Origin of the sequence: Ottowia massiliensis (assembly GCF_900240305.1) — a bacterium.
GTDB lineage: Bacteria > Pseudomonadota > Gammaproteobacteria > Burkholderiales > Burkholderiaceae_C > Ottowia > Ottowia massiliensis.
Genome location: NZ_LT964854.1, coordinates 1137321 through 1158113, shown reverse-complemented (window position 1 = coordinate 1158113; position 20793 = coordinate 1137321). Strand labels below are relative to the sequence as shown.

Sequence of the window (20793 nt, the reverse complement as noted above, 5' to 3'; positions counted from 1 at the left end):
TCCTCTAACAATAGCGTAATGTCCTGGTTAAACGTGCTCAATCCTGATATTTTGGCCATTTAATTCGCTCCTATTTTTGATGTTTCCTGGCAATCGGCCCTGCCCGGAGACTTGCTCCGCCCGCGCCTGCTGCAAGCACCCCGTTGCTATCATGCGCAGTTGCATTTTTCGCGGGCAACCCCCACCCTTCGCTCTCATGGCCGACAAGCAAAACTTTTCGGGCGACAAGCCCCTTCACTGCTCCTTTTGCGGCAAAAGCCAGCATGAGGTGCACCGACTCATTGAAGGCAAGGTGGGCAGCCATTTCGCCTTCATCTGTGACGAGTGCGTCAAGCAAAGCTCCAGCATCCTGCAAGAAGAGCTGAAAAATGACGCGGCGGCTTGCGCCAGCGACAGCCTGCCCACGCCGGCGGAGCTGAAGGCGCACCTGGACAACTACGTGATCGGGCAGGAAAAGGCCAAGCGCACGCTGGCCGTGGCCGTGTACAACCACTACAAGCGCCTGCGCCACAAGGACGACAGCCTGGGCGGCGATGTGGAGCTGGCCAAAAGCAACATCCTGCTCATCGGCCCGACCGGCTCCGGCAAAACGCTGCTGGCGCAAACCCTGGCGCGCCAGCTCAATGTGCCCTTCGCGATGGCCGACGCCACCACGCTCACCGAAGCCGGCTACGTGGGCGAAGACGTGGAAAACATCATCGCCAAGCTGCTGCAAAACTGCGAATACAACGTGGAGCGCGCGCAGCGCGGCATTGTCTATATCGACGAAATCGACAAGATCACCCGCAAGGCCGACAACCCCAGCATCACGCGCGACGTTTCGGGTGAAGGCGTGCAGCAGGCGCTGCTCAAGCTCATTGAAGGCACCGTGGCCAGCGTGCCGCCGCAAGGCGGGCGCAAAGTGCCCAACTCGGAATACCTGCAAGTGGACACGACCAACATTCTGTTCATCTGCGGCGGCGCGTTCGCCGGGCTGGAAAAGGTGATCGAGGCGCGCATGGAGTCGGGCGGCATCGGCTTTGGCGCCACCGTGCGCAGCAAGCAGGAGCGCTCGCTCACGCAGGTGTTCGCCGACGTGGAGCCGGAAGACCTCATCAAATACGGAATGATTCCCGAGCTGGTGGGCCGCATGCCCGTGGTGACCACGCTGGCGGAGCTGACGGAAGACGCGCTCGTTCAAATCCTCACCGAGCCGAAAAACGCCCTCGTCAAGCAATACGAGCGCCTGTTCGCGATGGAAGGCGTGGAGCTGGAAATCACCCCCGCCGCGCTGCGCGCCATTGCCCGCAAGGCGCTGGCGCGCAAAACGGGCGCGCGCGGCCTGCGCTCCATCATGGAGCAGGCGCTGATCGACACCATGTTTGACCTGCCCAATACGCCAGACGTGGCCAAAGTCGTCATCGAGGAAGCCGTCATCACCGGAAACCAGCCGCCGCTGCGCGTGCCGCGCGAGGCCGCCAAGTCGGCTGCGTGAGCGGGGCGCCAAGGCGCGGGCTTCGATCAAGGGCCAGGCATCAGGTTCAGGCATCAAACCGGCCGTTTGTCCTAGTGAAATCAGCGCAGGCAGCTATCAAAAGCATAGTCAATACAGCGATCTCCTTGCATCATGAGCACCCCGAAGACTCTGGCCGAATGGCTCGCGCATGCCGAGCGCCTGCATCCTGAAAACATCGCGCTGGGGCTGGAGCGCGTGCGCGAGGTGGCCTCGCGCATGGGGCTGGCGTTTGCCTGCCCTGTTTTCACCGTGGCGGGCACCAACGGCAAAGGCTCCACTTGCGCCATGCTGGAGGCCGTGCTCACGCATGCGGGCTACCGCGTGGGCGTCTATACCTCGCCGCATCTGGTGGATTTTGAAGAGCGCTGCCGCGTGCGCGGCCAGCCTTGCGACGCCCAAACGCTGGCGGCGGCCTGCGCCGCCGTGGAGCAGGCGCGCGGCGGCGTGGCGCTGACCTACTTTGAGTTCACCACGCTGGCCATCTTGCATGTGCTCGCAGGGGCCGGGCTGGATGCCGTGGTGCTGGAAGTGGGCATGGGCGGGCGGCTGGATGCCGTGAACATCATCGACGCCGACTGCGCCATCATCACCAGCGTGGACATCGACCACGCCGAATTTCTGGGCGCCACGCGCGAGGAAATCGGCCGCGAGAAGGCGGGCATCTTGCGCGCGGGCCGCCCCGCCATCGTCAGCGACCCCGTGCCGCCGCAAAGCGTGATCGAGCGCGCCACGGCCATCGGGGCGGATTTGTGGCTGTCAGGGCGCGACTTCAACGTCAGCGGCGACAAGCAGCAATGGGCCTGGGCCGGGCGCGGGCGGCGCTACAGCGGCCTGGCCTACCCGGCCCTGCGCGGCGCCAACCAGCTGGTGAACGCCGCTGGCGCGCTGGCCGCGCTGGAGGCCCTGCGCAGCCGCCTGCCCGTGACGGCGCAGGCCGTGCGCAACGGCATGGCGCACGTCACGCTGCCAGGGCGCTTCCAGATCGTGCCGGGCAAGCCCGCCCTGGTGCTGGATGTGGCGCACAACCCCCACGCCGTGGCCACGCTGGCGGCCAATCTGGACGCGATGGGCTTTTACCCCACCACCCGCGCCGTGTTCGGCGCCATGCGCGACAAAGACCTGCCGGGCATCCTTGCGCGCATTGACCCGATCATCGACCACTGGTATTTCACCGATTTGCCCACGCCCCGCGCCCTGCCCGCCGCCCAATTGCAGGCTTTGTGGCAGGCGCAAACCCGGCGCAAGAACGTGCCCGCCGAGTGCTTTGCCAGCCCCGCCCAGGCCCTGAACGCCGCAGCGCTGGCCACTGAGGCGACCGATAGAATCGTCGTCTTTGGCTCGTTTTTCACCGTCGGCGGCGTGCTGCGGCATGGCGTGCCGCATCTGGAGCCGGGCCAGCCCGTGCCGCCGCCCAGGGCCACGCCAGACTGACGAGCCGCCGCACGGCTTGCCTTGGGCGGCGCGCCTATCCGCCTGACCGGCCCCGCCCGCCTCCAGCACGCCTTCACGCCTTCGCCTTCACACTTTCGTCCGCCTTACCGCTCATGGCCTTTCCTCCTTTTCGCCCCCCCGGCCAGGACAAACCCTCGCCTGCTCGTGCGGGCCGCAAGCGGTCAGAGCCGGCGGCGCCCGCCCTGTCGGTCGATGAGCTGCGCCGCCAGGCGCGCGTGCGCCTGCTGGGCGCGCTGGTGCTGGTGGCTGCCGCCATCATCGGGCTGCCCATGCTGTTTTCTTCGCAGCCCAGGCCCGTGGCCGTGCAAGCGCCCGTGGTCATTCCAGACCGCGATCAGGTCGCTCCACTGCCGCCGCCTTCATCCGCCGCCTCCGCACGCAGCAGCCAGATTGACACGGCAGACAGCCTGAATGAGCGCGAAGAACTCATTGCCGCCACTGGAGCCGCGCCTGAACCGCCCGCCGCGTCTGCGCGCCCGCAGCCGCTCACGCCCTATCAACCACAACCGCCCCAGCCCCGGCCTGCGGCGGACAAGCCAGCGGAAAAACCGGCTGAAAAACCGGCTGAAAAACCCGCAGCCAAGCCCGCCAAACCTGAAAAAACCGTCGAGAAACCAGCCAAGCCCGCCGAGAAACCGGCCAGGCCGGCGGAAAAGCCAGCTGACCGCAAACCCGTCAAGCCTGCGGACAAGCCGGCGGAGAAACCTGCGGAAAAACCGGCAGACAAGGCTGCCGACAAGCCTCGCGCCGCTGCGCGCGAAAGCAGCGGCGACGCGCAGCGCGCCCTGGCCCTGCTGCACGGCCAGGGCGGCAAGCCTTCGCGCGCGGCCGAAGCCAGCGACGGCGACCGCGCGCGCGCGCTGCTGGAAGGCCGCAGCGCCAAGCCGGCAGACAAGGCTGCCGACAAGGCCGCAGACAAACCCGCCAGCAAGCCCGCCGCTGGCGGCAGCCGCTTTTTCATCCAGATTGGCGCGTTTGCCGATGCGGCAGGCGCGGCCAGCGCCCGCCAGAAAGCCGAGCGCGCGGGCGTGCACACCTACACGCAGGCGGTCAGTACGGCCTCTGGCCAGCGCACCCGCGTGCGGGCCGGCCCTTTCAGCTCCCGCGAAGAGGCCGACAAGGCCGCCGCCGCGCTCAAACGCGCGGGCCTGCCCTTCGCCGTGCAGGCGCAGTGAGGGCGCGCATGCTGTGGCGCAGGCTCCAGGGCGCTGACGCCTGTTTTGGTTTTTTCACTCACCTTCAAGGAGCGTGAACGACATGTCTGCCGAAATCTTTCCAACTCCCCTGGACTGGGTGGCCCTGGCAGTGCTGCTGGTGTCGCTGCTGGCGGGGTTCATGCGCGGTTTTCTGATCGAGGCCATTGCGCTGTGCGGCTGGGTGGGCGGCTTTTTTCTGGCCCGCGCCTTCGCAGCCGATGTGGCGGCCTGGCTGCCCATGGAGAACTCCCTGCCTGGCGTGCGGCTGGCCGCAGGCTTCGCGCTGATTTACGTGCTGGCGGTTTTCGCGGGAGGCTTCGTGGCCTGGATGGTGTCGCGCGGCGCCGAGGCCGTGGGCCTGCGCGCCGTGGACCGGGGCCTGGGCGCGGTGTTCGGCGTCTGCCGCGCGCTGCTCATCGTGGTGCTCATGGTGTGGCTGTGCGGCGCTACCCCGCTGGCCCGCAAGCCGTGGTGGCCGCATTCCTGGAGCTTGCGGGTGGCTTCCGGTTTCGTGCCTCTGCTGCCCAAGGAGCCGCCTTCGCTGCCGCCTGCCGATGCGTGGGCCGCCCTGCTGCATGACCCGTCCCTGCTGGGCGGCGGCGCGCCAGCTTCTGTTCCCGCCCATCCGGCCTCCGCGCCGCCGCCTGACGTGGCGCCGCCGCCCGCCCAAGCTGCGCCGGTGGCCCCTGCCGCGCCTATCGCGCCAGCTGAGCCTGCCGGGCATGGCGCAAGACCGCATCGCGCGCATGGCACGGAGCATGGCGCGCACGGCCGCCGCCATGCAACCCCTGCCCCTGTTTCCGTCCCGGCTCCTGCGGTTGCGCCCGCCCCCGTGCCTGCGTCCACGCCCGCCGTGGCGCCGCCGCCCGCCCAGGCGCAGCCCGCTGCCGCTGAACCCCAGCCCGCCGAGCGCCGCAGCATTACCCTGCGGCAGGGCGTGCATTACTGAAAAACTGCTTTTTCCCACCTCAACCCGGAGCCAACCACCATGTGCGGCATTGCTGGCGCAGTCCATAGCGCCCCTGTCAATCAGATTCTTTATGACGCGCTTTTGCTGCTGCAACACCGGGGTCAGGACGCGGCGGGCATCGCCACCCAGCACGAGCGCCGCTTTTTCATGCACAAGGCGCGCGGCATGGTGCGCGATGTGTTCCGCACCCGCAACATGCGCGCGCTGCCCGGCAACATGGGGCTGGGCCAGGTGCGCTACCCCACGGCGGGCAACGCCTACAGCGAAGAAGAGGCGCAGCCTTTCTACACGAGCGCGCCTTTTGGCATCGTGCTGGTGCACAACGGCAATCTCACCAACGCGCCGGCGCTCAAGGCCGAGCTGTTTTCCACCGATCACCGCCACACCAACACCAGCAGCGATTCCGAGGTGCTGCTGGGCGTGCTGGCGCATGAGCTGGAGCGCGTTTCGCGCGGGCACACGCTCACGCAAGAGGATGTGTTCGCCGCCGTGCGCGGCGTGCACCAGCGCGTGCGCGGCTCGTATGCCGTGATTGCCATGATTGCGGGGCATGGCCTGCTGGCCTTCCGCGATCCGCACGGCATCCGCCCTTTGTGCATGGGCCGCAGCGCCGACGGGCTGACGATGGTGGCCAGCGAATCCGTGGTGCTGGAAGGGCTGGGCTGCACGCTGGAGCGCGATCTGGAGCCGGGCGAGGCCGTGTTCATTGGCGCCAGCGGCGAGCGCAGCGCCATGCAGTGCGCTCAGCAGCCGCGCTGCACGCCCTGCATCTTTGAATACGTGTATCTGGCCCGGCCCGATTCGGTGATGAATGGCATCTCCGTCTATCAGGCCCGCATTGCGCTGGGCGAGGCGCTGGCCAGGCGCGTGGTTTCCACCGTGCCGCCCACGCAAATTGACGTGGTCATTCCCGTGCCCGAAACCAGCCGCCCCAGCGCCGCGCGGCTGGCGCAGCTGCTGGGGCTGCCGTGCCGGGAAGGCTTTGTGAAAAACCGCTACGTGGGCCGCACGTTCATCATGCCGGGGCAGGCCGTGCGCAAAAAATCGGTGCGGCAAAAGCTCAGCCCCATCGCCAGCGAGTTCGCGGGCAAGAACGTGCTGCTGGTCGATGACTCCATCGTTCGCGGCACCACCAGCCGCGAAATCGTGCAGATGGTGCGCGACGCCGGGGCCAGCAAGGTTTTCCTGGCCAGCGCCGCGCCGCCCGTGCGCTTTCCCAACGTGTATGGCATCGACATGCCCACGCGCGAGGAGCTGGTGGCGCATGGCCGCAGCACGGAAGAAATTTGCCAGCTCATCGGCTGCGACGCGCTCATCTACCAGGACGTGGAGGCGATGAAGCAGGCCATCGGCCAGCTCAATGCGGCGCTGCCGGGCTTTGACGCTTCGTGCTTTGACGGCATCTACGTCACGGGCGACATCACCGAAGAGACGCTGGCGCGCATGCAGCAGGAGCGCCGCGCCGCCGAGGCCGCCCAGGCCGCCAAACAGGAAGACGCGGATGCCTGAGCAAGCGGCTTATTTCGCTCCTTGATTCATAGCATGATGTCCTAGTGGAATAAGCGCAAGGCCTATTTTTTGGGCCTTGAATTTGCTCCTCTTTTCTTTAATCCGCCCTGAAGGCCTGCCATGACCCAACCCACCGACACCCTGCCTCTGCCCCCCGGCCTGCACCCGGACACCCTGGCCGTGCGCACCACCATCCCGCGCAGCGGCTACGGCGAGCACTCCGAGGCGCTGTATCTCACCAGCTGCTTTGTGCAGCCGGACAGCGAAACATCGGCGCGCAACTTCGCCAGCCCGGACGAGGGCTACACCTACAGCCGCACGGGCAACCCCAGCGTCACCGCCTTCGAGCAGCGCCTGGCCGCGCTGGAAGGCGCGCAACGGGCGCTGGCCACGGCCAGCGGCATGTCGGCCATCTTGCTGCTGGGCCTGGCGCTGCTCAAACAGGGCGATCACGTGATTTGCTCGCGCTCCATGTTCGGCTCCACCATGCGGCTGTTCGGCACGGACTTCGCGCGCTTTGGCGTGCAAACGAGCTTTGTCTCGCAAACCGACCCCGCCGCCTGGCAAGCCGCCGTGCGCCCGGACACGCGCCTGCTGTTTGCCGAAACGCCGACCAATCCGCTCACCGAGGTGTGCGACATCGCCGCGCTGGCGGCCATCGCCCATCAGGCCGGCGCCTTGCTGGTGGTGGACAACTGCTTTGCCACGCCCGTGCTGCAACGCCCGCTGGCGCTGGGGGCTGACTTGGTGGTGCATTCGGGCACCAAATTTCTGGACGGGCAAGGCCGCGTCATGGCCGGCGCCGTGTGCGGCAGCGGCGAACTCATTGGCCAGCTCGCGCCCGTGGCGCGCGCAGCGGGGCTGACGCTCTCGCCCTTTAACGCCTGGGTGGTGCACAAGGGGCTGGAAACGCTCTCGCTGCGCGTGCGTGCCCAAAGCGAAGCCGCCTTGCAACTGGCCCGGTGGCTGGAGAGCCAGCCCGCCGTGGAGCGCGTGTATTACCCCGGCCTGCCCTCGCACCCGCAGCACGCGCAGGCCATGCAGCAGCAAGGCGGCCTGGGCGGCGCCGTGCTGGCCTTCAGCCTGCCCGGCAGCACGCCCGATGAAGCGCGCCGCCGGGCCTTCCATCTCATTGACTCGCTGCGCGTGTGCAGCATCGCCACCAACCTGGGCGATGTGAAAACCATCGTCAGCCACCCCGCCAGCACCTCGCATGGCCGCCTGAGCGAAGAGCAGCGCCAGGCCGCCGGCGTGACCCAGGGCCTGATTCGCGTGGCCGTGGGGCTGGAGCACCTGGACGACATCCGCGCCGACTTGCTGCGCGGGCTGCAAGGCTGAACCGCCGCCGTTTTCTTTTTTCCCAATCCCATGACCAAGCCATCTTCCCCAACCCCCGCCCGCGTGCGCACCCGCTTTGCCCCTTCGCCCACGGGCTTCATTCACCTGGGCAACATCCGCTCTGCGCTTTACCCGTGGGCCTTCGCCCGCGCCAAGGGGGGCGATTTCGTGCTGCGCATCGAAGACACCGACCTGGAGCGATCCACCCAGGCCGCCGTCGATGTCATTTTGGAAAGCATGGACTGGCTCGGCATGAAGCCGGATGAAGGCCCCTACTACCAAATGCAGCGCATGGACCGCTACAAAGAAGTGCTGGCCCGGCTGCAAGCGGCCGGCCACGTCTACCCCTGCTACATGAGCAAGCAGGAACTCGACGCGCTGCGCGCCCGCCAGGAAGCCGCGCGCGAAAAACCGCGCTACGACGGCACGTGGCGGCCCGAACCGGGCAAAACGCTGCCGCCCGTGCCCGAAGGCGTGCAGCCCGTGCTGCGCTTCAAAAACCCGAAAGACGGCGTGGTGGCCTGGGACGACAAAGTCAAGGGCCGCATTGAAATCAGCAACGCCGAGCTGGACGATCTGGTCATCGCCCGCCCCGACGGCACGCCCACCTACAACTTCTGCGTGGTGGTGGACGACATGGACATGGGCATCACCCACGTCATACGCGGCGACGACCACGTGAACAACACGCCGCGCCAGATCAACATCTTCCGCGCGCTGGGCCACGAGCCGCCCGTTTACGCCCACTTGCCCACCGTGCTCAACGAACAGGGCGAAAAAATGAGCAAGCGCAACGGCGCCAAGGCCGTGACGCAATACCGCGACGAAGGCTACCTGGCCGACGCCATGATCAACTACCTGGCCCGCCTGGGCTGGAGCCACGGCGACGATGAAATCTTCAGCCGCGAGCAATTCCTGGCCTGGTTCGACCTGGATCACCTGGGCAAAAGCGCCGCCCAGTTCGACGAAGCCAAGCTGCGCTGGGTGAACGCCCAGCACATCAAGGCCATGCCCGACGCCGAACTGGCCCCGCTGGTGGCCGGGCAGCTGCAAAAGCGCGGCATCGCGCAAACCGACGAACGCCTGCCCGCCATCTGCGCCCTCTTCAAAGACCGCTGCGAAACCACCGTGGCCCTGGCCGGCTGGGCGCGCGCCTACTACGCCGACGTGCAGCCGCCGCAACAAGAGCTGGACCAGTTCGTCACCGACGCCATTCGCCCCGCCATCGCCAGCCTGCATGACAGGCTGAAAGCCGTCAGCGAATGGAACGCCGCCGCCATCTCCGCCGCCGTCAAGCAAACGCTGGCCGAGCACGGCCTGAAAATGCCCCAGCTGGCCATGCCCGTGCGCGTGCTCGTCATGGGCACGCACCAGACGCCCAGCCTCGACGCCGTGCTGGCGCTGCACCACCAGCAAAAAGTTCTGGACTGCTTGCGCAAAGCCTGAAAATTGATATAGAATTCGCGCTTTCGCTGCAAGGCAAAAGCCAGCGCAGATGAAACGGGGGTATAGCTCAGCTGGGAGAGCGCTTGCATGGCATGCAAGAGGTCAGCGGTTCGATCCCGCTTACCTCCACCAAAAAATCGGTTTTTGACCCTATCGTCTAGAGGCCTAGGACATCACCCTTTCACGGTGAGTACCGGGGTTCGAATCCCCGTAGGGTCGCCAAGTTTTGCGGCGCTTGGCTTTCGCAAGAAAGCAAAAAGTCGCACCGGCGCGGAGTGGTAGTTCAGTCGGTTAGAATACCGGCCTGTCACGCCGGGGGTCGCGGGTTCGAGTCCCGTCCACTCCGCCAAAGGATTCAAAAAGCCGCCTGATTATTCAGGCGGCTTTTTTTTGCCCATTTTCTTCTCCGTTCTTTTCCGGATTGGCGGCGCATTCATATTCAAAATGGCCCGCCGCCCTGGCATTCAAAGCCATGGCTCGTCCGTGAGCGTGAAAGCGCGGATTGGGATGCTCCTGGGCGCCGCAAATCCCTGATGGGGCGCAAAACTGCGCCTTGCAGCCCATTCTGAACCGCCGCCGCCCCCAGGGTCAGACTTGAAAAAGGGCCTCAACGCTGCCTGCCCACAGTCCGCATGAGCCGCCAGGAGCGCAGTATTTACACCAAAAACAGGAGCAAAAGCAAAGGCACCAAAACGCCATTCTGAACAGATTCATCTAGGACCCATTGCTATGGATACAGGAGCTAAATCATTCTCTCGGTTCCCTGTTTGCGCCTGGCCGTTATGGGCGGGTCATGAAACGGCTCCATGCACAATTCGCGGGTTTCTTCAGCCGCTGTGATGAAGGCTTTCCTGCCGCTGCATCTTGCGCCATGCCAAGCGGCGCGCGGCGTGCAAAACTGTTTTTCAATCCAGGAGAATCATGATGAAAATCTCTCGAATCATGGCTGCCGCTTTGGCGGCGTGGGCTTTTTGCTCATCCGCGCATGCCGCCGGTGAATGCGACAAATACACCACCTCGTATGACCGGACTTATTGCCTTGCGAAGCTCTTTATTGAATCAGACAAGGAACTCAACGAGGTTTACAAGGCGCTGGGCAAACAAATCAATGCCGACGTCCGCGAGGACTTGAAAATCATCCAGCGCAAATGGATGAAATACCGCGACAGCGTTTGCCAGCCTGAATCCGGCACCATCAATGTGGATTGCAATTACCGCCTCAACCGCGAGCGAACCGAATATTTGCGCGACCGCCTGCGCGAATGCAAGGTTGGCACCTGCCGCCCCGACATGATTGCGCAGCAAAGCTGGTAATGCCGCGCCCTGTCATGTGGAAGTGGAAGCGGCGCCTGGCCCTGGCCGCCGCTGCCTGCTGGCTGGCGTGGCCTGCCGCCGCGCTGCCCGCCAGCCAGCGGCAGCCCCTGCTGGTGCTGGACGCCGGGCACAGCCCTGCCGCTCCCGGCGCGCTGGGCGTGCGCGGCGTTCATGAACTGGCCTACAACGACCGCCTTGTGGCCCAGCTGGCCGCCGCGCTGCAAAAAGACGGCTGGCGCGTGCGCCTGACGCGCCAAAGCGGCCAGGAAATGGCGCTGGGGCAGCGCCCCGCCCTGGCCAACCGGCTCAAGGCCGACGTGTTTTTGTCCATTCACCACGATTCGGCGCAATTGCAGTTTCTGGAAAAAAAACAGACGGAAAATGGCGAGGTTTATGAGGCCACGCGCCCCATTCGCGGTTATTCGCTGTTTGTTTCGGGCCAGAACCCGCAATTTCGCAATTCCTATTGCCTGGCCGAAAGCCTGGGCGAAGAAATACTGGCCCTGGGCCGTCCGCCCACGCTGCACCACGCCGAGGCGGTGGAAGGTGAAAACCGCCCGCTGCTCCACCAGCGCCTGGGCATTTACCAATATGACGGGCTGGCCGTTTTGCGCAAAACCGCCATGCCCGCCGTTTTGCTGGAAGCGGGCGTGCTGGTGGATCGCACGGACGAAGCCTATGTTTCCAACCCGCACAACCAGCAGGCCCTTGTCGAGGCTGTCACGCGCGCCTTGCGCCCCTGGCGCGAGCGCCTGGCCCGCAGCCTGGCCGGCCAACGCCTGACGCCTTGCGAAGCCGCCGCCGCCCTGCCTGAGCCGGAAATCAAGCCGGAAGCAAAACCGGAAAAGCCGGGGAAAAAACCATGAAAGTCATCTTCGCTGGCACGCCTGAATTTGCCCGCGTGGCGCTGGAGCGCCTGTGCGCGGCCCGCTTTGAAGTGCCGCTGGTGCTCACCCAGCCTGACCGGCCCGCCGGCCGGGGCATGAAAGAGCAGGCTTCGCCCGTCAAGCAATGGGCGCTGGCGCACGGCCTGGCCGCCAGCCAGGTGCTTCAGCCGCGCAGCCTGCGGCTGGATGGGCGCTTTGCCGACGAGGCGCAAGCGGCCCGCGCGGCGATGGAGGCGGTGCAAGCCGACGTGATGGTGGTGGCCGCCTACGGCCTCATCCTGCCGGTCTGGGCGCTGCAAATGCCGCGCCTGGGCTGCCTGAACATTCACGCCAGCCTGCTGCCGCGCTGGCGGGGCGCGGCGCCCATACACCGCGCCATCGAGGCGGGCGACGCGCAAACGGGCGTGACCATCATGCAAATGGACGAGGGCCTGGATACGGGCGGCATGCTGCTGACCGAGCGCTTGCCCATCGCCGCGCAAGACACCACGGCCACGCTGCACGACAAACTGGCCGCGCTGGGCGGGCGGCTCATCGTCGAGGCGCTGGAAATCGCCGCTTGCGGCGGCTTGCGCGCCACGCCGCAGCCTGAAGAAGGCGTGAGCTACGCGCGCAAGGTGGAAAAAGCCGAAAGCGCCATCGACTGGGCGCTGCCGGCGCGGCAGATTGACTGCCGCATTCGCGCGTTCAACCCCTTTCCTTGCGCCAGCGCCCGCCTGGGCGCGGAAACGCTCAAGCTCTGGCGCAGCGCCCTCAGCCCGTTGCCCGTGCCCGCCGGCAGCCGGCCGGGGCAGGTGCTGGCCATTGACGGGCAGGGCATACACATCGCTTGCGGGGCTGACGCTGAAACAGGCGCGGGCGCCAGCGCGGTGTGCGTGAGCGAGCTGCAACGCGCTGGCGGCAAGCGCCTGCCTGCCAGCGATTTCGTGCGCGGCCTGCCCGCCTTGCAAGCCGGAGCGCTGCTTGACTGATGCCGGCGCGCGCGCGGCATGCGGGCAGCGGCGGCGCGCTTTTTTTCAGCTGCTGCACAACCCTTTCTTTCGCGCCGGTGCGCAAGACATGGCGGGCGTGGCCCTGGGCACATCCGTCTGGTCGTTCATGACGGGGGTGGCCATGGTCAAGTCCGGCATGTCGGTGGCTGAAAGCGTGCTGATGGCGCTGCTTGTCTATGCAGGCAGTGCGCAGCTGGCGGCGCTGCCCCTGATTGCCGCTGCCGCGCCGCTGTGGGTCATTTGGCTGACGGCGCTGTGCGTGAACTTGCGCTTTGTCGTCTTCAGCCTGCATTTGCGCGCCTACCTCATTCACCTGCCGCTGCTGCGCCGCCTGCTGCTGGGCTACACCACGGGCGACTTGAGCTATGTGCTGCTGGTGCGGCGCTTCCCCGCGCCGGGCCGCACGCCGCGCCAGCGCCGCGCGCGGCTGGCTTATCTGTGGGGCGGCAACGCGCTGGGCTGGTGCAGCTGGCAGGCGGCGGGCCTGGCGGGCATCTTCGCCGGTCATGCCATGCCGCCGGGCTGGGGGCTGGAGTTTGCGGGCACGCTGGCCTTGCTGGGCGTGACGCTGTCGCTGGCAGGACGGCGCTTGCGCGGCATAGCCGCCCTGGTGGCGGGCGCGGCGGCCGTGGCCGCCCATGCCATGCCGTATCGCCTGGGCATCGTCGCGGCCATTGCCGCTGCCGTGTCGGCCGGGCTGGCGCTGGAGGGCCTGGCCCGCCCGCGAGGGCAGTGCCCATGAGTGCGGGCGCAACCGACGGCTGGACGCTGCTGGCGCTGGCGGGGCTGACGGCCCTGACGGTCATCACGCGCTGCCTGTTTTTCATCTCCGCGCGCCCGCTGCCCATGCCCCGCTGGCTGGAGCGCGGCCTGCAATACGCCCCCATTGCCGCGCTGGCTGCCGTGGTGGCCCCGGATGTGCTGGCGCTGCAAATGCAGGACTTTTTCCAGTGGCGCGACGCCCGCCTGTGGGCCGCGCTGGCGGCTGCGCTGTTTTACAGGCGGTTTCAGGGCCGGCCCTGGACGCTGCCGGGCGTGATCGGCGCGGGCATGGCCGTGTATTTGCCCTTGCGCCTGGGGCTGGGCTGGGCGTGATGGTTACGGCAAGTCCTGGCAGCGGCCAACCATCAAATTCTTTTTGCCTTCCGGCATGTCCATGGAGAAGAAATTCGCTGAGAACAATCTCTGGCGAGTGAATAGCCACCTGGGATTGCCGCGCTCCGCCTGTAGCGGTCCGCCTTTTCCTTTTTTCACGGCCTGGCCATGAAGGGGCGTGACCGTCACCTCATGAAACAATTGAGCCATGTCAGTCACACCGCCATTGCCGCCTTCACCGTCCTTCGCGCCGCCGCCTTTGCCAGCGGCGGCGCAGCGCCCCGCCATTGAGGCCCATGCCGTCCGCTTCACGGGGCTGGGCAGCGAATATTTCAGGGTGTGGATCGTCAATGTGCTGCTGATGCTGGCCACGCTGGGGCTGTACACGCCCTTTGCGCGCTACCGCAGCATCAAATACTTTTACGGGCACACGCAGGTGGCGGGCAGCCCGCTGGAGTTTTCGGTGCGCAGGCCGTGGCGCATGTTTCTGGGCTTTGTGGTCATGCTCTCGTTCTACGGCCTGTTCGAGGCGGCCAATCACTTCGGCTTCCAGAAGCTGGCAATCGGGCTGTGGGCAGCCTTTCTGGCGGTGCTGCCGTTTCTGTGGGGCAGCGCCATGCGTTTTCGCTTTGGCTGCACGCGCTGGCGCGGGGTGCGCATGTCGTTTCGCGCCACCTGGGGCGAGGTGTACAAGGCCAGCTGGCCGCTGGCGCTGGCGGGCGCGCTGATGATGGGCGTGGGCTTCGCCGCCGCAGTGCTGGAAGACGGAAAAGAAACGGCCGCCAGCGCGGCATCCTCTGCCGCATCTCATTCCGCTGCCAGCGGCAGCGGCCCGCAGGCTGCGACGCCGGACGGACTGCCGCCAGAAGGCGATGCAGCTGAAGCGCGCGCGCCTGAATCCGGCGAACCTGGCGCAGACAAGAGCGAAGCCGGAGAGAGCGAATCTGGCGAGCTTGACGAATCCGGCGATGAACCCGCCGGCGATGCCCGCGAGCCGGAGCTGCCGGAACACATGATGCTGGCGCTGGGCGGCATGCTGCTGGCCGTGCTGGGCGGCTGGCTGGCGTTCATGCGGCTGGAATACAACTACTGCGTGCTGCGCGTGCGGCGCGCCTTTCTGGGTCAGCAGCCGGGGCGGCTGCGGCTGGCCTTCAGCGAGTGGGTGGTGATGTACGTGCAGATAGGCATCATCGGCGCCATCGGCATGGTGGCCGCCTGGGTGCTGATGACGCTTGCCTTTGTGGGCATCATGGGAGCGGCGGCGGGCGGGGGGCGCCCCGGCAACATTGGCATGTTGGTGATGGCGGCGCTGGTCATCCTCACGCTCGTGGTGGCCGTCACGGTGCCCGCGCGCGCCTTCCGCGTGGCGCGCCGGTTCCAGCTGGTGTGGAACGGCGCCGGGCTGGGCGGCATGGCCCGCTCCAAAACCAGCCTCAAGACTGGCGCCTACGTGTGGCTGTGCGTCAGGAACATGCTGCTGACGCTGCTCACCCTGGGCTTTTACCGCCCCTATGCCGTGGCCAGCGAATACGCGGCGCGCGCCAATTCCGTCACGCTGTACGTGCGCGGCGGGCTGGACCAGGTGAGCGGTGAAATGGTGCGCCAGCAAGGCGCTTTCGGCGACGCCGTGGCCGATGTGCTGGGGCTGGATCTGATCTGAGCGCCCCGCAATGCCCCCCTTGAACGTTCACTGGTTCGATGGCCGCAGCACCCGCGCGCGGCCCGCGCAGGCGCTGCTTCAGGCCAGTCCGCAAGGCCCCGTGCTGTGGCTGCGCCCCGAAGGCGGCGCGCCCTTTGCCGTGCCCCGCAAAGACGTGCAGTGGCCCGAACGCTGGAGCGCGCGCCGCACGCCCGAAACCCTCTCCATCGACTTGGGGCCTCACGGCAGCCTGCAAGTGCACGATCCCGCCGCCTGGCAGGCCGCCTTGGCCGCTGCTGGCGGGCGGCCCACGCTGGCCGAGAAAATGCAAACGCGCTGGCCCGCGCTGCTGGGCATGCTGCTGCTCGTGGGCGCGGGGCTGTGGACCTTCTACCACCACGGCACGCCCTGGGCCGCCCGCCATCTGACGCGCGCCGTGCCGCTGGCCTGGGAGCGGCAAGTCACCCGGCAAGTGCTTGATCAGCTGGACGGCGGCTATCTCAAGCCCAGCAAAATCCCGCCCGCGCGCCAGGCTGAGCTGCAAGCGCAATTCGCCCGCCTGGCCGCCGCCGTGCAGCAAGACGCCGCCCTGCACCACTACAGCGGCTACGCGCCCCCGCTGGAGCTGCGCTTTCGCTCCGGCATGCCGCCCAACGCCTTCGCCATGCCCGGCGGCGCCATCGTCATGACCGACGCGATGGTGGAACTGGCCGGCAGCACCCCCGGCGCGGGCGACGAAGCGCTCATGGGCGTGCTCGCCCATGAAATCGGCCACGTGCAGCACCGTCACGGCACCCGCTCCGTGCTGGAGCAAAGCGTTATCGGCCTGGGCCTGGGCTTCGCGCTGGGCGACTTGCCCACCGTCACCGCTTCCGCCACCACGCTGCTGGCCGCCACCTCCTACAGCCGCAGCCACGAACGCGAAGCCGACTGCTACGCCCAGCGCCTGCTGCACGCGCTGCACATGCCCGCCGCCCCGCTGGGCACGCTGCTGCTGGCCGCTGAAAAATGGAACGACAAGCCGCCCGCGCCCTCCCCATCCCGCAAGGCGGGCCAGGCCCCCAAACCTGAAAACCAGCCTGAACGGCGCAAACCAGCCGACTCTCCGGCCCCCGGCGGTGACAACTGGTTCAGCACCCACCCCGACACGCATGACCGCGCCCGCCGCCTGCAAAACGGCACGGCCTGCGACATAGACTGACCACGCGGCCCGCCCTCTCTCGCCTATTTCGCGTCTGTCTCCCGCGCCTGTTTGCCCGTCTGTTTCATCGCCCGCCTTCTCTCGCGCCAGTCCGGGCGGCGGGGCCTACACTGCCCGCTCCCCATCATTCACAGGAGAGCCAGGCCATGAAATCACGCGCCGCCGTTGCCTTTGAACCCGGCAAACCCTTGCAGATTGTCGAAATCGACGTGGCCCCGCCCCGCGCGGGCGAAGTGCTGCTGCGCATCACCCACACCGGCGTGTGCCACACCGACGCCTTCACCTTGAGCGGCGATGACCCCGAAGGCGTCTTTCCCGCCGTGCTGGGGCACGAAGGCGCGGGCGTCGTCGTGCAAGTGGGCGAGGGCGTTACCAGCGTGCAGCCGGGCGATCACGTCATCCCCTTGTACACCGCCGAGTGCCGCCAGTGCCTGTTTTGCAAAAGCGGCAAAACCAATCTGTGCACTGCCGTGCGTGCCACGCAAGGCAAGGGCCTGATGCCCGACGGCAGCACGCGCTTTTCATACCAGGGCCAGCCCGTGTATCACTACATGGGCTGCTCCACTTTCAGCGAATACACGGTGGTGGCCGAAGTCTCGCTGGCCAAGATCAACCCCGCCGCCAATCCGGAGCAAGTCTGCCTGCTGGGCTGCGGCGTGACCACCGGCCTGGGCGCCGTGAAAAACACCGCCAAAGTGCAGCCGGGCGACAGCGTGGCCGTGTTCGGGCTGGGCGGCATCGGCTTGGCCGTTATCCAGGGCGCAAAGCTCGCCAAGGCGGGCCGCATCATCGCCATCGACACCAACCCCGCCAAATTCGAGCTGGCCCGCACCTTCGGCGCGACCGATTGCGTCAATCCCAAAGACCACGCGCAGCCCATCCAGCAAGTCATCATCGAAATGACCGGCTGGGGCGTGGACCACAGCTTTGAATGCATTGGCAATGTTCAAGTCATGCGCGCCGCGCTGGAATGCGCGCACCGGGGCTGGGGCCAGAGCGTCATCATCGGCGTGGCAGGCGCGGGGCAGGAAATTGCCACCCGCCCCTTCCAGCTCGTCACCGGCCGCCGCTGGCTGGGCAGCGCCTTTGGCGGCGTCAAGGGCCGCAGCGAGTTGCCCGGCATGGTCGAGCAGGCCATGAAAGGCGAAATCGAACTGGCCCCGTTCGTGACGCACACCCTGCCGCTGGAAAACATCAACGAGGCGTTTGAATTGATGCACGCGGGCCAATCCATTCGCAGCGTGGTGCATTATTGATTTCGCCATTTGCGCGATTCATGTTATTTGAATCAATATGAATGAACCTATTAAGCGCGGTTTCTGAAAAACACGCCAAATCAGGAAAAACCATCATGCAACGCCTTGAACAGCACGCCAGTTTTGGCGGCCGCCAGGAAGTCTGGCAGCACGACTCCGACAGCACGGGCACGCCCATGAAATTCGGCATTTACCTGCCGCCAGCGGCATTGGCGGGAGAAAAATGCCCGGTTTTGTATTGGCTTTCGGGGCTGACCTGCACCGAGCAGAACTTCATCACCAAGGCCGGGGCGCAGCAGTGGGCGGCGCAGCACGGGCTGATCGTGGTGGCGCCCGATACCAGCCCGCGCGGCGCTGGCGTGCCGGATGACGCGGCCTATGACCTGGGCCAGGGCGCGGGCTTTTACGTGAACGCCACGCAAGCGCCCTGGGCCGCGCATTTCCGCATGGAAGATTACGTGGCGCAGGAGCTGCCCGCGCTGGTGGAGCGGCACTTTGCCGCGCTGCCCGTGCGCGGCATCAGCGGCCACAGCATGGGCGGGCACGGGGCCATCACGCTGGCGCTGCGGCATTCAGGGCGCTATCGCAGCGTGAGCGCCTTCGCGCCCATTTGCGCCGCCGCGCAAGCGCCCTGGGGGCGCAAGGCGTTTGCCGCCTATCTGGGCGATAACCCCGCCGCCTGGCTGGCGCACGATGCCACGGCCCTCATCGCCCAGCCTTTGGGCGAGCGCCTGCCGCTGCTGGTCGATCAGGGCGAGGCGGATGAATTTCTGCCCCAGCTGCGGCCCGATTTGCTGCAAGCCGCCTGCGAGCGGGCGGGCCACCCGCTCACGCTGCGCATGCACGCGGGCCATGACCACAGCTACTACTTCATGGCCAGCTTCATGGCCGATCACATGGCGCACCACGCGGCGGCGCTGCGCGCGCCCTAGCCTTCAGCCCAATCCGGCGGCCAGCTCGAGGAGCATCAAAAACAGGAGCTGATTTGAAGGGGCAAAAAGACGCCTTGCGCAGGTTTCACTAGGACATCTTGCTCTTGATAAAAGAGCGAATGAAGGGGGTGAGCGGCGCAAGACAGCGCCGCGCCGCCGTCTTGCGCATGCGCCGCTCACACTTGACCAAGCTGCGCGCGCCCCCAGTCCAGCCATTGCAGCAGCACGCGCACATCTTCCGGCTCCACGGTGGCGCCGCACCAGATGCGCAGGCCCACGGGAGCGTCTTTGTAGGAGCCGATGTCGTAGGCCACGCCTTCGTCTTGCAGCAGTTTGGCCAGCTGTTTGACTTGCTCGTCTGGTAGCGCCAGCTTCAGGCACACGCTGGTGCATGAGCGCGTGGCCGCATCGCGCGCCAGAAAGCTGATCCAGTCGCGCTGCGCCACAAAGGCCTCGATGTGCGCCAGGCTCTGGCGGCTGCGGGCCGCCAGGGCGGGCACGCCGCCCATCGCTTCGGCCCAGGCCAGGGTGTCCAGCCAGTCGGCCACGCAGAGCATGGAAGGGGTGTTGATGGTTTCGCCCCGGAAGATGCCTTCGTTGAGCTGGTTGCCGCCCGTTTGCTTGTCGGGCGTGGTCATGCGGAAGATTTTGGGCATGGGCCAGGGCGGCGTGTAGCTTTGCAGCCGGGCCACGGCGCGCGGCGACAGCACGATGACGCCGTGCGCGCCTTCGCCGCCCAGCGCCTTTTGCCACGAGAAGGTGGCCACGTCCAGCTTGTGCCAGGGCAGCTCCATCGCAAAGGCGGCGCTGGTCGCATCGCAAAGGGTCAGGCCCTGGCGATCGTCGGCAATCCAGTCGCCATTGGGCACGCACACGCCGCTGGTGGTGCCGTTCCAGGCAAAGACCACGTCGCGGTCGCAATCGACTTGCGCCAGGTCAGGCAGCTCGCCGTAAGGGGCCTGGAAAACGCGCACGTCGGGCAGCTTCAGCTGCTGCGTCACGTCTTTCACCCAGGTCAGGCCAAAGGTTTCCCAGCCGAGCGCGTCCACGCCGCGCGGCCCCAGCAGGCTCCACAGGGCCATTTCCATTGCGCCGGTGTCCGAGGCGGGCACGATGCCCAGGCGCCAGTCGGCTGGCAGCCCCAGCAGGCGGTGCGTTTCGCTGCATGCCCTGGCCAGCGCCTGCTTGCCGATGGCCGAGCGGTGCGAGCGGCCCAGCGTTTGCGTCTCCAGCGCCGCAAGGCTGTAGCCGGGGCGCTTGGCGCAAGGGCCGGAAGAAAAATGGGGGCAGCGGGGCTTGGCGGCAGGGCGTGGCAGGGTCATGACAGCATCGCAGGAAGTGAAGAAAGGGGCATTCTAGGTTTGCGCGGCCTGGCTGCGTCTGCTGTCCACATTAAAAACAGGAGCGAATAAAGATGGGGTGAAATGCCATTCCGCGCAGTTTCGACTAGGACTTATTGCTATGAATAGAAGAGCTAAGTTTATGCCTGTGCATTACCGGGCCAGGCGCGCTCTTTCTGTGGCTTGTTGGTAGAGGCAAAAGCTGGGAAGCCCTTGTGGCGTCAGTATTTGCAGCTCTGCCTTCAATTGGAAAAGCCCGCGTGTGCGGGCTTTTTTGCGTGAGCAGAGGGCCGTTTTTACGGCTTGGCCGATTCGGCTGGTTTTTCAGCCTTGGCCGCCTTCTCGGCTTTCTTCCCCTTCCGGCCTTCGGCGGCAGGCTTTTCCGCAGCGGCCGGGGCGGCCGCCTTGGCTTGCGGGTAAGCGCCGCCGCCCACGGTCAGCCCGGCGTCAGAGAGCTTGGCTGCGTTTTTGTCGCCAACGCCCTTGACGCGGGTTTTGAAATCTTCCCAGTCCTTGAACGGGGCTTTTTCGCGCTCGCTCATGATGCGGGCGGACATGGCTGGGCCGATGCCCTTGATCGCGTCCAGCTCGGCGGCAGTGGCTGTATTGACGTCTGCGGCAAACAGGGAGGAGCAGCAGAGCATGGCGCCCAGGAGCAGCAGTTTTTTGAACACGGTGCGTTCCTTTCAAGAAAAAGAGGGAGAAAAAGTGCGTGCTTTCAAGTGCGTGCT

19 protein-coding genes and 3 tRNA genes are annotated in these 20793 nt (G+C 66.4%); 19 read left to right on the top strand and 3 right to left on the bottom strand.

The window, feature by feature from the left end; all coding sequences use genetic code 11:
- Positions 1–196: 196 nt before the first annotated feature.
- From clpX to C1720_RS05200, 15 genes are all read left to right on the top strand, one after another.
- A complete protein-coding gene (clpX, locus tag C1720_RS05270; protein ID WP_102283472.1) occupies positions 197–1474 on the top strand; it encodes an ATP-dependent Clp protease ATP-binding subunit ClpX in 1278 nt (425 codons plus the stop codon).
- Between the two features lie 132 nt (positions 1475–1606).
- Positions 1607–2926, top strand: a complete 1320-nt coding sequence (gene folC, locus C1720_RS05265; RefSeq protein ID WP_439650737.1) for a bifunctional tetrahydrofolate synthase/dihydrofolate synthase — start codon at positions 1607–1609, stop codon at positions 2924–2926.
- Between the two features lie 113 nt (positions 2927–3039).
- Positions 3040–4122, top strand: coding sequence for an SPOR domain-containing protein (locus tag C1720_RS05260; RefSeq protein WP_102283470.1), 1083 nt, complete (start codon positions 3040–3042; stop codon positions 4120–4122).
- 82 nt (positions 4123–4204) lie between these two features.
- Positions 4205–5092, top strand: a complete 888-nt coding sequence (locus tag C1720_RS05255) for a CvpA family protein (RefSeq protein WP_102283469.1) — start codon at positions 4205–4207, stop codon at positions 5090–5092.
- A 39-nt stretch (positions 5093–5131) separates the two neighbouring features.
- Positions 5132–6622 carry an amidophosphoribosyltransferase gene (purF, locus tag C1720_RS05250; RefSeq protein WP_050715258.1) on the top strand — a complete coding sequence of 497 codons (1491 nt, stop codon included), beginning with the start codon at positions 5132–5134 and terminating at the stop codon, positions 6620–6622.
- A 120-nt stretch (positions 6623–6742) separates the two neighbouring features.
- Positions 6743–7960, top strand: coding sequence for an O-succinylhomoserine sulfhydrylase (locus C1720_RS05245; RefSeq protein ID WP_102283468.1), 1218 nt, complete (start codon positions 6743–6745; stop codon positions 7958–7960).
- 30 nt (positions 7961–7990) lie between these two features.
- Complete coding sequence (gene gltX / locus C1720_RS05240; RefSeq protein ID WP_102283467.1) at positions 7991–9406, top strand: glutamate--tRNA ligase; 1416 nt, start codon at positions 7991–7993, stop codon at positions 9404–9406.
- Positions 9407–9462: 56 nt separating this feature from the next.
- Positions 9463–9538 (top strand) — tRNA-Ala (locus C1720_RS05235).
- A gap of 14 nt (positions 9539–9552) precedes the next feature.
- A tRNA-Glu gene (locus C1720_RS05230) sits at positions 9553–9628 on the top strand.
- A gap of 50 nt (positions 9629–9678) precedes the next feature.
- Positions 9679–9755, top strand: a tRNA-Asp gene (locus C1720_RS05225).
- Positions 9756–10330: 575 nt separating this feature from the next.
- On the top strand, positions 10331–10720 hold the full coding sequence (locus C1720_RS05220; protein WP_233199811.1) for a lysozyme inhibitor LprI family protein: 390 nt from the start codon (positions 10331–10333) through the stop codon (positions 10718–10720).
- A gap of 14 nt (positions 10721–10734) precedes the next feature.
- Entirely contained in the window at positions 10735–11586 is an 852-nt protein-coding gene (locus C1720_RS05215) for an N-acetylmuramoyl-L-alanine amidase family protein (protein WP_158241638.1), read from the top strand.
- Positions 11583–12578, top strand: a complete 996-nt coding sequence (fmt, locus tag C1720_RS05210; RefSeq protein WP_102283464.1) for a methionyl-tRNA formyltransferase — start codon at positions 11583–11585, stop codon at positions 12576–12578. The genes C1720_RS05215 and fmt overlap by 4 nt, the downstream gene beginning before the upstream one ends.
- Complete coding sequence (locus C1720_RS05205; protein ID WP_233199809.1) at positions 12571–13341, top strand: AzlC family ABC transporter permease; 771 nt, start codon at positions 12571–12573, stop codon at positions 13339–13341. The genes fmt and C1720_RS05205 overlap by 8 nt, the downstream gene beginning before the upstream one ends.
- The gene (locus C1720_RS05200; RefSeq protein WP_102283463.1) at positions 13338–13694 is read left to right on the top strand and encodes an AzlD domain-containing protein; all 357 of its coding nucleotides are present in this window, start codon (positions 13338–13340) and stop codon (positions 13692–13694) included. Before C1720_RS05205 ends, C1720_RS05200 begins: the two co-directional genes overlap by 4 nt.
- A 3-nt stretch (positions 13695–13697) precedes the next feature.
- Here the strand turns inward: C1720_RS05200 and C1720_RS05195 are convergent, their stop codons facing one another.
- Complete coding sequence (locus C1720_RS05195; protein WP_146006871.1) at positions 13698–13913, bottom strand: hypothetical protein; 216 nt, start codon at positions 13911–13913, stop codon at positions 13698–13700.
- Here C1720_RS05195 and C1720_RS05190 point away from each other — a divergent pair.
- The 4 genes from C1720_RS05190 (at position 13903) to fghA (ending at position 18722) form a co-directional block, all read left to right on the top strand.
- A complete protein-coding gene (locus C1720_RS05190; protein ID WP_102283461.1) occupies positions 13903–15354 on the top strand; it encodes a YjgN family protein in 1452 nt (483 codons plus the stop codon). The genes C1720_RS05195 and C1720_RS05190 overlap by 11 nt on opposite strands.
- A gap of 10 nt (positions 15355–15364) precedes the next feature.
- Complete coding sequence (locus C1720_RS05185) at positions 15365–16534, top strand: M48 family metallopeptidase (protein ID WP_102283460.1); 1170 nt, start codon at positions 15365–15367, stop codon at positions 16532–16534.
- A gap of 146 nt (positions 16535–16680) precedes the next feature.
- A complete protein-coding gene (locus C1720_RS05180; protein WP_102283459.1) occupies positions 16681–17790 on the top strand; it encodes an S-(hydroxymethyl)glutathione dehydrogenase/class III alcohol dehydrogenase in 1110 nt (369 codons plus the stop codon).
- Positions 17791–17885: 95 nt separating this feature from the next.
- Entirely contained in the window at positions 17886–18722 is an 837-nt protein-coding gene (gene fghA / locus C1720_RS05175) for an S-formylglutathione hydrolase (RefSeq protein ID WP_102284517.1), read from the top strand.
- A 176-nt stretch (positions 18723–18898) separates the two neighbouring features.
- Here fghA and C1720_RS05170 read toward each other — a convergent pair whose 3' ends face one another.
- On the bottom strand, positions 18899–20044 hold the full coding sequence (locus tag C1720_RS05170; protein ID WP_102283458.1) for a phosphoserine transaminase: 1146 nt from the start codon (positions 20042–20044) through the stop codon (positions 18899–18901).
- Between the two features lie 314 nt (positions 20045–20358).
- A complete protein-coding gene (locus C1720_RS05165) occupies positions 20359–20736 on the bottom strand; it encodes a ComEA family DNA-binding protein (protein ID WP_102283457.1) in 378 nt (125 codons plus the stop codon).
- Positions 20737–20793 lie beyond the last annotated feature (57 nt).

Bases quoted from the DNA above. Each gene is read 5' to 3' on its own strand.
- clpX (WP_102283472.1), top strand. From the start codon at position 197: ATGGCCGACAAGCAAAACTTTTCGGGCGACAAGCCCCTTCACTGCTCC.
- folC (WP_439650737.1), top strand. From the start codon at position 1,607: ATGAGCACCCCGAAGACTCTGGCCGAATGGCTCGCGCATGCCGAGCGC.
- C1720_RS05260 (WP_102283470.1), top strand. From the start codon at position 3,040: ATGGCCTTTCCTCCTTTTCGCCCCCCCGGCCAGGACAAACCCTCGCCT.
- C1720_RS05255 (WP_102283469.1), top strand. From the start codon at position 4,205: ATGTCTGCCGAAATCTTTCCAACTCCCCTGGACTGGGTGGCCCTGGCA.
- purF (WP_050715258.1), top strand. From the start codon at position 5,132: ATGTGCGGCATTGCTGGCGCAGTCCATAGCGCCCCTGTCAATCAGATT.
- C1720_RS05245 (WP_102283468.1), top strand. From the start codon at position 6,743: ATGACCCAACCCACCGACACCCTGCCTCTGCCCCCCGGCCTGCACCCG.
- gltX (WP_102283467.1), top strand. From the start codon at position 7,991: ATGACCAAGCCATCTTCCCCAACCCCCGCCCGCGTGCGCACCCGCTTT.
- C1720_RS05220 (WP_233199811.1), top strand. From the start codon at position 10,331: ATGAAAATCTCTCGAATCATGGCTGCCGCTTTGGCGGCGTGGGCTTTT.
- C1720_RS05215 (WP_158241638.1), top strand. From the start codon at position 10,735: ATGTGGAAGTGGAAGCGGCGCCTGGCCCTGGCCGCCGCTGCCTGCTGG.
- fmt (WP_102283464.1), top strand. From the start codon at position 11,583: ATGAAAGTCATCTTCGCTGGCACGCCTGAATTTGCCCGCGTGGCGCTG.
- C1720_RS05200 (WP_102283463.1), top strand. From the start codon at position 13,338: ATGAGTGCGGGCGCAACCGACGGCTGGACGCTGCTGGCGCTGGCGGGG.
- C1720_RS05190 (WP_102283461.1), top strand. From the start codon at position 13,903: ATGTCAGTCACACCGCCATTGCCGCCTTCACCGTCCTTCGCGCCGCCG.
- C1720_RS05185 (WP_102283460.1), top strand. From the start codon at position 15,365: ATGCCCCCCTTGAACGTTCACTGGTTCGATGGCCGCAGCACCCGCGCG.
- C1720_RS05180 (WP_102283459.1), top strand. From the start codon at position 16,681: ATGAAATCACGCGCCGCCGTTGCCTTTGAACCCGGCAAACCCTTGCAG.
- fghA (WP_102284517.1), top strand. From the start codon at position 17,886: ATGCAACGCCTTGAACAGCACGCCAGTTTTGGCGGCCGCCAGGAAGTC.
- C1720_RS05170 (WP_102283458.1), bottom strand. From the start codon at position 20,044: ATGACCCTGCCACGCCCTGCCGCCAAGCCCCGCTGCCCCCATTTTTCT.